Genomic DNA, 13,040 nt, shown 5'->3' with positions numbered 1-13,040 from the left:
AATTAAAGAGGTGTTAGAAATGATATTTGGTAGAGTATCAACCGCAATGGTCACCCCTTTCGATAGCAAGGGAAATGTTGATTTTCAAAAGACGACTTCATTGGTTAATTACTTATTAGCGAATGGAACCGATTCGCTTGTGCTTTCGGGAACGACAGGGGAATCCCCAACTTTATCTTCGGAGGAGAAAATTGCATTATTGCGTCATGTTTCAAAGGTTGTTGAAAAACGTGTTCCCATCATCATGGGTACAGGAAGCAACAATACGTATGCGTCCATCGAGTTGACAAAAAAAGCGGAACAAAATGGCGCCGATGCGATAATGCTGGTTGCCCCGTATTATAGTAAATCTAATCAAGAAGGTCTGTACCAGCATTTTAAGGCTATTGCAGCTAGTACGGCTCTCCCTGTCATGGTATATAATATCCCTGGGCGCGCATCGGTTAACATTGAACCGGAAACGATCATCCGCCTTTCAAAAATTCCTAATATCGTTGCCGTTAAGGAAGCGAGCGGGGATTTAAACGCTATGACCCAAATCATAGCCGGCACGGATGAAGATTTTGCATTATATAGTGGGGACGACGCTTTAACACTCCCAGTATTGGCTATTGGTGGTGTGGGTGTAGTTTCGGTTGCTTCACATATTGCAGGTAATGAGTTGCAGAAAATAGTTGAGGCCTTCATCAGCGGGGACTTGAAAGAGGCAGCCAGGCTGCATCAGGAACTGTTACCGCTTATAAAAGGTTTGTTTGCAGCGCCAAGCCCTGCACCTGTCAAAACAGCGCTTCAGTTATATGGAATTGACGTTGGATCGGTGAGACTTCCAATCGTGCCATTGACTGAGCAGGAGCGCCTTGCATTAACCAAGGTATTAAAAAAATAAAAAAACACGGAACAAGCTGATCGTTGAAGATTGGCTTGTTTTTACATAAAGATGTATATGAATGGGATATACTTTCCGATTTCGGATAAAAAATATTTGAATTTTTTTATAATCAATCGAAACTGGATAAAAGTACTAAGGAATCTCTTACATAATAGGTTGTTTTATGTTTTATTTGATTAAATGAAAAGTCCCTCTGAAAATGGTAAGTGTTGTCATGTTTTTTGAACATCGGTTATAATGAATTCATTGGGAAATTATGAACGGGATTTTTTAAGGAGGATATTCGATTGGGTAAAGATAAAAATAATGGAATAAAAGTGATTTCTCTTGGAGGACAAGGGGAACTTGGTAAAAATATGTACGTCATTGAGGTGAACGAGGACATCTATCTTCTTGATGCAGGGTTAATGCTGCCAGAAGACGAAATGCTCGGAATCGATGCGGTTATCCCAGATATTTCGTATTTGATGGATAATAAGGAACGGGTGCAGGGAATATTCATTTCCCATGGTCATGAAGACCATATGGGAGCGCTTGCTTATGTCTTGAAATATTTGCCGGTCCCTGTTTATGGAACAAAGCTTACTCTTGCTTTAATCAAAACGAAATTAAAGGAAGATGGCTTTAACGGCCGGGCGACATTCACTGAAATCGATTCGGATTCTCTTTTAAGTTTCCCTCAAGCAGCTGTGTCTTTTTTCCGGACAAATCATAGTATTCCTGATTCCGTCGGAGTCGTGATCCACACTCGTGAAGGTGCAATCGTTTATACAGGGGATTTCAAATTCGATCAAGCAGCAACAGATCTATATAAACCGGAAATCGGTAAAATGGCCGGTATCGGTGAAGAAGGTGTCTTATGCTTGCTTTCGGATAGTACCGGAGCCGAGAGGCCAGGGTATACGACATCAGAAGCAGTTGTGGCCAAAGATATTACAGAGGTATTTCATGCTGCCTCCGGAAGGATCATCGTTGCGTGCTTCGCTTCGAATATCAACCGGATTCAACATGTTTTCAATGCAGCGGCAGCAAGTCGCAGAAAAGTTGCAGTCGTAGGGAAAAGCCTGCAACGCGTTTATGAAACAGCCTTGAACCTTGGCTACTTAAAGGTCGAAGAAGAGCTTATAATCCCAATTAATGAAATTAGCCAGTATGACGACCGTGAAATCGTCGTGTTATCGACTGGTCATCAGGGGGAACCTATCGCGGCACTTCAAAAAATGGCAAAACAGACCCATAAGCAGGTGACCATCAAAAAGGGAGACACAGTTTTGATCAGTGCATCACCCTTACAGGGCGGCGAACTTATTTTATCCAAAACCGTCGATTTGCTATACAGGGTAGGTGCGGAAGTGGTATCTGCTAATAAATATAAAGTGCACGTAACGGGTCATGGCAGCCAGGAAGAACTGAAAATGATGATCAATTTGATGAATCCTAAATTCCTCATCCCTGTACATGGGGAATACCGCCATTTATATGCCCATCAAAAAGTTGGGATTGCAGCGGGGATTAAGCGTGAAAACATCATCATTGCCGAAAAAGGTGATGTCATCGAACTTAAGGGCAATAAAATGGGCCTTTCCGGCAAAGTCTCTGCAGGAAATATCTTGATAGATGGCAGCGGTGTTGGAGATGTGGGTAATATCGTTCTTCGTGATCGGCGCTTGTTATCCCAGGATGGCATTTTGATTGTAGTGGTCACGTTGAACCGTCAGGATAAAAGCATTGCAGCTGGCCCTGAAATCATTTCAAGGGGCTTCGTATATGTTCGCGAATCAGAGAAAATGATCGGCGAAGCAACTGAAATAGTAAGTGAAATCGTAAAGAAAAATGGGTCGCGCCAACCATTTGATTGGTCCACGCTGAAGCAGGAAATGCGTGATGCGTTAAACCAATTCTTCTATGAAAAAACGAAACGCCGTCCAATGATTTTACCGATCATCATGGAATATTAAGTAAGGAACCCCTGATTTAACAGTCAGGGGTTCTTTTTCTGTTTCAAACCTCTAATATCTTGAAGAATGAAGTCCGAGTCTCGAGACATAATAAAGCTATAGGCTATAAGAGAAAGGGGTTGGCATAGTGGATAATGCACCATTACCAAATGAAAATGAAGGCAAGCAGGAAGGTAAGAATTCAACTTTAATCGAGAAAATTCAGCAGCTGGGAGCTACCAATGTTCCACAACTATCTCAGGACTCAAAAATCCATTGTTTGACGATCATTGGACAAATTGAAGGACATATGCAGCTGCCGCCTCAAAATAAAACGACCAAATATGAACATGTTATTCCGCAAATTGTGGCAATTGAACAAAATCCCAATATAGAGGGGCTGCTAGTCATTTTAAATACAGTCGGAGGAGATGTCGAAGCGGGACTAGCCATCGCAGAAATGCTGGCTTCGCTTTCAAAGCCATCCGTTTCGATTGTGCTTGGGGGAGGTCACTCGATCGGTGTGCCGATTGCAGTTTCGTGTGACCATAGCTATATTGCTGAAACAGCAACGATGACGATTCATCCCATTCGTTTGACAGGTCTGGTCATTGGCGTGCCTCAAACCTTTGAATACTTGGATAAAATGCAGGAAAGAGTCATCAAGTTTGTTACGCGGCACTCCAATGTTACGGAAGAAAGTTTTAAGGATTTAATGTTTGCTAAAGGAAATTTAACTCGAGATATCGGTACGAATGTCATTGGGGCCGAGGCAGTTGAAATCGGAATGATCGATGATGTAGGAGGAGTAGGCCAGGCCATGAGAAAACTGAATAGCTTCATGGAAGAAAGAAGGCCCAAAATTGCCGGGGAAGAGGAGGGGCTTCTGCAATGACGCTTTATACGATCGTTCCTGAAGAAATAATTTTTCCTCATCATCATGAGAAGACGGCAAATTTAATAGAAATGATCTATAATGGTGTACATGTTATGGTTGAGCATGACGGGGGCCGCACATTTCGCATTGATCGAATTGTGAGCACGGATCCTGAAGATTATATGAATGTACACATTCAGCCAGGAGCTGTCATAAATGTGTTCGAACAGATGAATCCTTAGTAAAAAAGACTAACTGAGGTAAATTATGATATACTGGAATGAAAATCAGCAGCCGCTTGGCTGCTTTATTCATTATGTGGCAAATTGTCCGCTAAGAATAAATGGTATATATATCAAGGACAGGCTCAAATTTATTTGGTATAATCAGTGAGCGAACGTTTGTTTCCTGAAGGGAAATCATGTAGTGATGTTGAATAGGAAAGTTAGAATAGTTTCATGAAGAATCAGGTGATATTATGGCAAAGAAGAAACGCAGAAAAAAGAATAGTACAGAGAAGTTAAAACTAACGCTTAAATATGAATTGATCGGCCTCACTTTAATAGGCTTGGCCATCATTGCCATTGCCAAGCTTGGAGCAGTTGGAAATGGGACGGTCTTTTTAATCCGCTTCTTCATGGGGGAATGGTATATCCTCTTTTTGTTGGGAGCAATCGCAGCTGGGTTCTATTTGATGATAAAGAGGGAGGTCCCTTACCTGTTAAAACGGCAATTCGTCGGGATGTATTTCCTTGTTGCGAGCATGCTCCTACTAAGTCATGTGACGCTGTTCAACATGCTTGCAGATGGAGGACCGTTCACGAAGCCCAGCGTCATTTCGAATACATGGGAGCTATTCTGGATGGAAGTGACCGGCAAGGCCAGCACAAAGGACCTTGGGGGCGGTATGATTGGGGCGATATTATTTGCAGCCTCATACTTTTTATTCGACGAAGCTGGATCGAAAATCGTTTCATTCCTTTTTATCATTGTAGGTGCCGTCCTATTGACCGGGAAAACGTTAGGTGAAACCCTCGGGAAGTTTTTCATGGGTCTTGGCGGCTTTTTCAAAAAGCAATGGTCTGCATTCATTGATGATATGAGAACGTGGAATGAAGACAAAAAAGAAAAGAAAAAGAATCCGGTTAAAAAGAAGAAACGGGAAAAAGAACCGGTTGAAGAAACGGATCAGCCCCTTCTGCAAGAAGAGGATACACAGCAAATGGCGACGGAGCGGATCATTTCCAGCTTTGCTGATAAAGCCTATAGCGACGAAGACGAAATAATTCCGGTCGTTACGGAACCTGCCGCTGATAATAAAGAGGACCAGGATGATGCCGTTCCGCCTATGAATTTTACGGAAGTGGAGAATAAAGAATATCTTTTACCGCCTCTTTCTTTATTATTGCAGCCAAAAAAAACGGACCAAAGCGGAGAATACCAATTGATCCATGAAAATGCGGCTAAGCTTGAGCGCACCTTTCATAGCTTTGGAGTGAAAGCGAGGGTCACTCAAGTTCATTTAGGCCCAGCCGTAACCAAATACGAAGTTCATCCGGACGTAGGGGTGAAGGTAAGTAAAATTGTCAGCCTATCCGATGACTTGGCCCTTGCACTGGCCGCAAAGGATATTAGAATCGAAGCTCCGATTCCGGGAAAATCGGCTATCGGAATAGAAGTGCCCAACTCCGAAGTGGCGATGGTGTCATTAAGGGAAGTTTTAGAGGCCAAGGAAGTTGACAAGCCTGACGCAAAACTGCAAATAGGCCTAGGTCGGAACATTTCCGGTGAAGCGGTTAAGGCGGAGCTCAATAAAATGCCGCATTTACTAGTGGCTGGTGCTACTGGCAGCGGGAAATCCGTTTGTATCAACGGGATTATCACCAGCATCCTGATGCGGGCAAAACCGCATGAAGTAAAAATGATGATGATCGATCCAAAAATGGTGGAGCTGAATGTCTATAATGGAATTCCCCACTTACTCGCACCTGTAGTGACAAATCCAAAGAAAGCTGCACAGGCTTTGCAAAAAGTGGTCAGTGAAATGGAAAGGCGCTATGAGCTATTTTCTCATTCCGGTACGCGTAATATTGAAGGCTACAATGATTATATTAACCGATATAACATCGAAGAAGATGCCAAACAACCGCTCTTGCCTTATATCGTAGTCATTGTCGATGAGCTGGCGGATTTAATGATGGTCGCCTCAAATGATGTAGAGGATGCCATCACACGGCTTGCGCAAATGGCACGTGCCGCAGGCATCCACTTGATAATTGCCACTCAGCGGCCATCCGTAGATGTAATTACAGGGGTCATTAAAGCGAACATCCCATCTCGGATTGCTTTTAGTGTCTCATCAATGACTGATTCGAGAACGATCCTCGACATGGGCGGAGCTGAAAAACTGTTAGGCCGGGGTGACATGCTCTTCCTGCCAGCAGGAGCTTCAAAACCGGTTCGCGTCCAAGGTGCCTTTTTGTCCGACAATGAAGTCGAGGAAGTTGTCACATATGTCATTTCACAGCAAAAAGCACAATACAACGAAGAGATGATACCCGATGAAATTGCAGAAACTTCAAATGGTGAAGTCGAAGATGATTTATATGGGGATGCCGTGTCCTTGATCGTAGAAATGCAGACTGCATCGGTTTCCATGCTGCAGCGCCGTTTCCGGATTGGCTATACGCGGGCAGCGAGATTGATTGATGAAATGGAAGCGAGGGGAATTGTCGGTCCATATGAAGGCAGTAAACCACGAAATGTATTGGTCACTAAAGATGAACAGGATGAAGCGCATTCATCATAAGTAAAAAAACCGGGCAGCAGCCCGGTTTTTTAATTATTCATCGCCTCGTCTAAATGTTTAAGGCAGAAGTCGGTAATCATCGCTTCTTCATCTTCTTCTAAATCGAATTCGAGTGCGCCCTCATTACCTTTTTCAAAAATATCATATTTAATCAATTTTCCCATTTGCTCTTCCGCTGCAAAAAGCACCCGGATATATAAACCATTTTCTGAAAAGAGCTCATCCTCTTCAGGCACTTCAATATCCAAGAACAACTCGTAACGTTCCCCGGACAAAATACCAAATGGATCATTCAATTTTTCGATCGTGTATTCTGTAATCTTTAACATCTTGTGTACATCCCTTCAAAGAAGATAAATCCTATTATACAGGAAAACAGCATCTTGAACAGAGCTGCATTCATTTTGCATTTTCAAAAAATATTTATCTGATTTAGGAGAATAATCGTACAAATTCCGGGGCTTTTTCTAGATTAAAAGACACAGGGAAGGGTAATTTCTCCTAAATTCTTTTAAAGTAAATAGTAAAACACTATTTATTTATGTCAAAAAAAATGTTATATTATTTTCGATTAGTAGGAATGATTCAACATCAGAGGTCTGATGTCTTAAGAAATTAGCTGGGGGAAACTGTATGTCAATAAAATCAGATAGTCGACATTTATATTTGCAGGTCATTGATTACCTGAAGCAGGATATTGAAGCTGGAGTCTATCAGGAAAATGAAAAATTCCCTTCAGAATTCGATCTTGCAAAAAAATTGGGAGTTAGTAGGGCGACACTTCGAGAAGCGCTGCGAATTTTAGAAGAAGAAAACATCATCATTCGCCGCCATGGAGTTGGGACTTTCGTCAATCCGAAACCTCGGTTCACTTCAGGTATCGAGCAATTAAAAAGTGTCACGAACATGATTGAAGAGGCAGGAATGAAACCGGGTACGATTTTCTTAAGCTCGACGGCCCAAGAACCTACAGAAGAGGATATACGCAGGTTTTCGTGTTCGACAGATGAACGCATCGTCATCATCGAACGAGTAAGGACTGCGAATGGGGAGCCAGTTGTCTACTGTATTGACAAAATTCCTGAATCTATACTATCAGAAAATTTTGACCGTAATGATGAGTCTCTTTTAGATATTTTGGAAAGAGATGCGCATCGAAAAATTACGCATGCCGTAGCAGAGATTGAGCCTATTGGATATCATGAGAAAGTTTCTCCTATCCTTAAATGCTCGCCAGAAGCCGCACTACTCGTTCTAAAGCAGATGCATCTGGATGATTGGGACCAGCCTATCCTGTATTCTGTAAACTACTTTAAAGCCAATATGTTCAGCTTTCATGTTCTTCGTAAACGTGTGTAGGTCTTAACTCTGCATACGGGTGAATGCAAGCGTTTGTTTCGGTTCCGAAAAAGTCGATCAAGCGGATGCAAAAAAAATTAACGAGAAGTGAAAACGCAAACATGAATGACTTTTCAGAACATTCCTGCTCAAAAAACTATGTAAAACTAGGGGGATAAAAATTGAAAAAGCGCAAATTAGGACTAGCTCTTTCACTTGTTCTTGCAGCCGGTACGCTACTGGGAGCATGTGGTAACTCAGAGAATGATGATAAAGAATCTTCAAATGGGAAAAACAAAGATAACTTCACTGTTGCAATGGTAACTGATACTGGCGGCGTGGATGACGAGTCGTTCAACCAATCCGCTTGGAAGGGCATTCAGGAATTCGGTAAGGATAATGGTCTGGAAAAAGGTAAGGATGGCTACAACTACCTGCAATCTAAATCTGATGCAGATTACGCTAAAAACCTGAATACGCTTGTACGTGAAGATTACCAACTAATCTATGGTATCGGTTTTCTTTTAGCCGAAGCTGTTGGTGAAGTGGCCGACCAACGTCCGGATTCAAACTTTGCCATCGTGGATACAGTTGTAGATAAAAAGAATGTAGCCAGCATCAATTTTAAAGAGCAGCAAGGTTCATTCCTTGTAGGTGTAATTGCCGGTCTGCAAACGAAAACAAACAAGGTCGGTTTTATCGGCGGAGTTGAATCTGAATTAATCAAGAAATTCGAAGTTGGCTTTAAGGCTGGGGTTTTATCTGTAAATCCGGATGCGAAAGTTGAAGTTAAATATGCCGGAGATTTCAATAAAGCTGATATCGGTAAATCCACAGCAGGCTCCATGTATTCTTCAGGCATCGATATCATTTATCATGCTGCTGGCGGAACTGGAAAAGGTGTATTCACTGAAGCAGTCGAGCAAAAGCAAAAAGATCCTAAGAGGGAAATCTATGTTATCGGTGTAGATAGCGACCAAGCTAAATTAGGGGCAGTTCCTGGAACTGACGACAACATCACACTTACTTCCATGCTAAAACGTGTTGACGTGGCAGTTAAAGACCTTTCCGAGAAAGCGAAAGAAGGAAACTTCCCAGGCGGAAAAGTAATTGAGTACGGTATCGAAGAAAATGGTGTAGGCATTTCCGATACAAAAGATAACGTAACAGAAGAATCTTTAAAAGCGGTCGAAGAGTGGACAGAAAAAATTAAATCAGGTGAATTCGTAGTTCCGGGAACGGATGAAGAATTCAAAAAACTTGATTTATAATCTCTAATGCCAGAAAGAATAGGGAGGCGAATTGCCCTCTATTCTTTCTTTTCCCAATTGGTCTTTGCAACTGAAAAATATCGAATGAAAAACTATGATAGAATCGTAGTTTTTCATTTGGTTTTTTTAAAAAAATCAATAAGCTAGTAGATGCAATTAAATGATTTTAAGAATATTTACACTCATTTTAGGAGTTGATAATACGTGGAATATGTAATTGAGATGCTTAATATCCGTAAGGAATTCCCCGGCATCGTCGCAAATGATAACGTTACCCTTCAGGTTAAAAAAGGGGAGATTCACGCATTATTAGGTGAAAATGGCGCGGGCAAATCCACATTGATGAATGTTTTATTCGGCTTATACCAGCCTGAACAGGGAGAAATCCGTGTGAACGGCAAGCCAGTCAAGATTACCAGTCCTAACATTGCCAATGATTTAGGGATTGGGATGGTCCATCAGCATTTTATGCTCGTAGACCCCTTTACAGTAACAGAAAATATCATTTTAGGAAAAGAACCATCAAAAGCGGGTAAAATCGATTTAAAAGAAGCGAGCGAGGAAGTTAGGAAACTATCGGAACAATATCAGCTTCGTGTTGACCCCTATGCGAAAATTGCCGATATTTCAATAGGGATGCAGCAGCGTGTCGAGATTCTTAAAACGCTATACCGTGGTGCGGAGATATTGATTTTTGATGAGCCGACAGCTGTATTGACTCCTCAAGAAATCAAGGAATTGATTTATATTATGAAAGCCCTTATCAAAGAGGGGAAATCCATCATTTTAATTACACACAAACTTAAGGAAATCATGGAGGTTTGTGACCGGGTAACGGTAATACGCAAAGGCCAAGGAATTGGTACAGTGAATGTCAACGAAACGAATCCTAACGAATTGGCCAGCTTAATGGTCGGTAGGGAAGTTCTGTTCAAGACGGAAAAAACGGCAGCTATTCCTTCGGATGTAGTTCTCGAGGTCCGGGAACTGGAAGTCAAGGATTCCCGGGGCGTTTCAGCTGTTCGGAACTTGGATTTAACTGTCCGTGCAGGAGAAATTGTCGGTATTGCCGGTGTTGATGGAAATGGACAATCCGAACTAATTGAAGCATTGGCTGGCCTAAGGAAGACAACCGCAGGTTCGATAAAGCTAAATGGAAAAGAAATCAGGAATTTGAAGCCGCGTAAAATCACTGAAGCAGGTGTCGGACATATTCCAGAAGACAGACATAAGCATGGTTTGGTTCTCGATTACAGCATTGGGGAAAATATTGTCTTGCAAACCTATTATCAAAAGCCTTTTTCAAAAGCTGGTATCTTGAACTCAAAGAAAATATTTGAAAAGGCCCGTTCACTGATCAAAAGTTACGATGTTCGCACTCCGAGTGAATATACCCCGGCAAGGGCGCTTTCTGGAGGGAATCAGCAAAAAGCGATCATCGGCCGGGAAGTTGATAGGAACCCGGATTTATTGATTGCCGCACAGCCGACACGCGGCCTTGATGTAGGGGCGATCGAGTTTATCCATAAACGTCTGATTGAACAGCGAGATGCAGGAAAAGCGGTACTCCTCATATCATTTGAATTAGAAGAAATCATGAATGTGAGCGATAGAATTGCCGTTATATACGAAGGGGAAATCGTCGCAATAGTCGATCCGAAAGAAACGACTGAACAGGAGCTTGGCCTTCTTATGGCTGGCAGTAAACGGACGGAAGCAGGGGGAAAACAAAATGTCTAAGTATTTATCTAAATTAACGAGTCCGTTAATAGCAGTTATCCTCGGCTTAGTCGTTGGGGCCATAATCATGTTAGTAAGCGGCTATGACCCTGTTGCCGGCTATGGCTCCATGATAAATGGAATTATTGGGGATTCTTATTATGTAGGGGAATCCGTCAGGACAATCATTCCTTATATCCTTGCTGGTTTGGCAGTGGCTTTTGCTTTCCGTACGGGCCTATTCAATATCGGTGTAGAGGGGCAATTAATTGTAGGCTGGCTGGCGGCAGTTTGGGTCGGAATCGCTTTTGACCTACCAAGGATCATCCATTTGCCGTTTGCCATATTAGCTGGTGCAGCTGCTGGTGCCCTGTGGGCATTTATCCCTGGTTATCTAAAAGCTAAGTTCCGTGTACATGAAGTAATCGTTTCGATCATGTTGAATTATACAGCATTATATGTGACGAATTATTTAATTCGGAATGTAATGACTGACAAGCTGGATAAAACAGAAAGAGTTGCTGATACAGCATCATTGAGGTCTCCTTTTTTTGAAAGCATTACGGATTTTTCCCGGATGCATTGGGGAATAGTGGTAGCGATTATTTGCGTGATCATCATGTGGTTCCTTCTTGAAAGGACAAAAACCGGCTTTGAACTGAAAGCGGTAGGTTTCAATCAGCACGCTTCCGAATATGCAGGAATGAGTGTAAATAAGAACATCATACTTTCGATGGTTATTTCAGGTGCGTTTGCAGGGCTTGCGGGTGCGATGGAAGGCCTTGGAACTTTTGGTTATGCCGCAGTCAAAGGCGGGTTCACAGGTATGGGCTTTGATGGGATTGCAGTAGCCTTACTAGGAGCGAATACGGCTATTGGTGTAGTGCTGGCAGCCTTATTATTTGGGGGACTGAAAGCAGGGGCGTTAAATATGCCGCTAGAAACCGGCATACCTAGTGAAATTGTAGATATTGTCATAGCTTTGATCATTTTCTTCGTCGCATCCAGTTATTTTATTCGTTGGATTGCCGCTCGATTTAAGAAAGGGGTGAAATAAGTGGATTTTTACCAAGTATTACAAATTATTATTCCATCTATGATTGCTCTAGCTGCACCACTTATTTTTACTTCACTCGGAGGAGTGTTTTCTGAACGGGCAGGTGTCATAAACATCGGTTTAGAAGGATTGATGGTCATCGGTGCCTTTACAGGGATCGTTTTTAACTTAATGTTTGCTGATGTTTTTGGGGAATGGACTCCTTGGCTTGCTGTGCTAGCGGCAATGATTGCCGGCTTGCTGTTTTCCATTCTGCACGCTGTGGCATGCATTACCTTCAGGGCGGACCAAACGGTTAGTGGGGTAGCCATCAACTTGTTGGCAGTAGGTCTGACCATGTTTTTGGTGAAGCTGATTTTTGACAAAGGTCAAACTGATAGAATCACGGAAACATTCCCAAGGATTGATGTTCCTTTACTAAGTGATATCCCATTTATAGGACCCATCTTTTTCGCAAATGGATATTATATCGTATATATAGCGATCCTTATTTCCTTTGTCGTCTGGTATGTACTGTATAAAACACCATTCGGGTTAAGGATCCGTGCAGTGGGTGAGCATCCGATGGCAGCTGATACGATGGGTGTCAATGTTACGAAAATCCGATATGCCGCCGTTTTATTATCAGGTGCTTTTGGAGGTATCGGCGGAGCGATATATGCTACCATCTTTTCGAATGAATTCAATCATGCGACAATTAATGGACAAGGTTTCATGGCCATTGCCGCAATGATTTTTGGTAAATGGCACCCGATCGGGGCAATGGGTGCAGCGTTATTCTTTGGTTTGGCTCAAAGTTTAAGTATCGTTGGCTCGAGCCTTCCCTTCTTCAAGGATATTCCTTCGGTTTACCTATTGATCGCTCCTTATGTTCTGACTATCATTGCATTAACTGGTTTCATTGGTCGTGCAGATGCTCCTAAAGCATCCGGACAGCCATATATCAAAGGAAAAAGATAAGGTTATAACCGGTCAGCAAACTATGCTGGCCGGTTTTTTTCTTTCGAGGTTGAGCCGTAAGTGATGGTGAGCTGGTGAAAAACCAAAAAAAGTAGCTGTAACTTGCATGATTTTTCCTTTCACATGTATATTTTAAGTAGATGTTTAAAAGGGTTCCAATCTACAAACAATAAGCTAATAAAG

11 protein-coding genes are annotated in these 13,040 nt (G+C 42.3%); 10 read left to right on the top strand and 1 reads right to left on the bottom strand.

Translation table 11 applies throughout. The features are described 5' to 3' along the window. The first annotated feature begins 19 nt into the window (after window positions 1–19). The 5 genes from dapA (at window position 20) to ACYP5M_RS21010 (ending at window position 6,512) form a co-directional block, all read left to right on the top strand. On the top strand, window positions 20–886 hold the full coding sequence (gene dapA / locus ACYP5M_RS21030; RefSeq protein ID WP_101224689.1) for a 4-hydroxy-tetrahydrodipicolinate synthase: 867 nt from the start codon (window positions 20–22) through the stop codon (window positions 884–886). 290 nt (window positions 887–1,176) lie between these two features. Then, a complete protein-coding gene (locus tag ACYP5M_RS21025; RefSeq protein ID WP_101224690.1) occupies window positions 1,177–2,847 on the top strand; it encodes a ribonuclease J in 1,671 nt (556 codons plus the stop codon). Window positions 2,848–2,974: 127 nt separating this feature from the next. Continuing rightward, window positions 2,975–3,721 carry a ClpP family protease gene (locus ACYP5M_RS21020; RefSeq protein ID WP_034313566.1) on the top strand — a complete coding sequence of 249 codons (747 nt, stop codon included), beginning with the start codon at window positions 2,975–2,977 and terminating at the stop codon, window positions 3,719–3,721. Continuing rightward, a complete protein-coding gene (locus ACYP5M_RS21015) occupies window positions 3,718–3,945 on the top strand; it encodes a YlzJ-like family protein (RefSeq protein WP_063231821.1) in 228 nt (75 codons plus the stop codon). The genes ACYP5M_RS21020 and ACYP5M_RS21015 overlap by 4 nt, the downstream gene beginning before the upstream one ends. 236 nt (window positions 3,946–4,181) lie before the next feature. Continuing rightward, window positions 4,182–6,512: a DNA translocase FtsK gene (locus ACYP5M_RS21010; protein WP_101224691.1), complete on the top strand. Its 2,331-nt coding sequence runs from the start codon at window positions 4,182–4,184 to the stop codon at window positions 6,510–6,512. 29 nt (window positions 6,513–6,541) lie between these two features. Here ACYP5M_RS21010 and ACYP5M_RS21005 read toward each other — a convergent pair whose 3' ends face one another. Then, on the bottom strand, window positions 6,542–6,841 hold the full coding sequence (locus ACYP5M_RS21005; protein WP_434169094.1) for a DUF6509 family protein: 300 nt from the start codon (window positions 6,839–6,841) through the stop codon (window positions 6,542–6,544). A 304-nt stretch (window positions 6,842–7,145) separates the two neighbouring features. Here ACYP5M_RS21005 and ACYP5M_RS21000 point away from each other — a divergent pair, with 304 nt between their 5' ends. The 5 genes from ACYP5M_RS21000 to ACYP5M_RS20980 all read left to right on the top strand — a co-directional run bounded on the left by ACYP5M_RS21000 (window position 7,146) and on the right by ACYP5M_RS20980 (window position 12,857). Then, window positions 7,146–7,871, top strand: coding sequence for a GntR family transcriptional regulator (locus ACYP5M_RS21000; RefSeq protein ID WP_101224693.1), 726 nt, complete (start codon window positions 7,146–7,148; stop codon window positions 7,869–7,871). Window positions 7,872–8,032: 161 nt separating this feature from the next. Next, window positions 8,033–9,121, top strand: a complete 1,089-nt coding sequence (locus ACYP5M_RS20995) for a BMP family lipoprotein (protein WP_095678836.1) — start codon at window positions 8,033–8,035, stop codon at window positions 9,119–9,121. A 204-nt stretch (window positions 9,122–9,325) separates the two neighbouring features. Next, the gene (locus tag ACYP5M_RS20990) at window positions 9,326–10,861 is read left to right on the top strand and encodes an ABC transporter ATP-binding protein (protein ID WP_101224695.1); all 1,536 of its coding nucleotides are present in this window, start codon (window positions 9,326–9,328) and stop codon (window positions 10,859–10,861) included. After that, window positions 10,854–11,897 carry an ABC transporter permease gene (locus ACYP5M_RS20985; RefSeq protein ID WP_101224696.1) on the top strand — a complete coding sequence of 348 codons (1,044 nt, stop codon included), beginning with the start codon at window positions 10,854–10,856 and terminating at the stop codon, window positions 11,895–11,897. The genes ACYP5M_RS20990 and ACYP5M_RS20985 overlap by 8 nt, the downstream gene beginning before the upstream one ends. Continuing rightward, window positions 11,898–12,857: an ABC transporter permease gene (locus tag ACYP5M_RS20980; RefSeq protein WP_094246576.1), complete on the top strand. Its 960-nt coding sequence runs from the start codon at window positions 11,898–11,900 to the stop codon at window positions 12,855–12,857. The last annotated feature ends 183 nt before the right edge of the window (window positions 12,858–13,040 follow it).

Source organism: Peribacillus sp. N1 (genome assembly GCF_054600815.1).
The sequence above is the reverse complement of the archived record's forward strand: the minus strand, read 5'-3'. Positions and strand labels throughout refer to the sequence as shown.

Coding starts and splice junctions, on each gene's coding strand:
- dapA (WP_101224689.1), top strand. CDS start 20: ATGATATTTGGTAGAGTATCAACCGCAATGGTCACCCCTTTCGATAGC.
- ACYP5M_RS20985 (WP_101224696.1), top strand. CDS start 10,854: ATGTCTAAGTATTTATCTAAATTAACGAGTCCGTTAATAGCAGTTATC.
- ACYP5M_RS21000 (WP_101224693.1), top strand. CDS start 7,146: ATGTCAATAAAATCAGATAGTCGACATTTATATTTGCAGGTCATTGAT.
- ACYP5M_RS21010 (WP_101224691.1), top strand. CDS start 4,182: ATGGCAAAGAAGAAACGCAGAAAAAAGAATAGTACAGAGAAGTTAAAA.
- ACYP5M_RS21015 (WP_063231821.1), top strand. CDS start 3,718: ATGACGCTTTATACGATCGTTCCTGAAGAAATAATTTTTCCTCATCAT.
- ACYP5M_RS21005 (WP_434169094.1), bottom strand. CDS start 6,841: ATGTTAAAGATTACAGAATACACGATCGAAAAATTGAATGATCCATTT.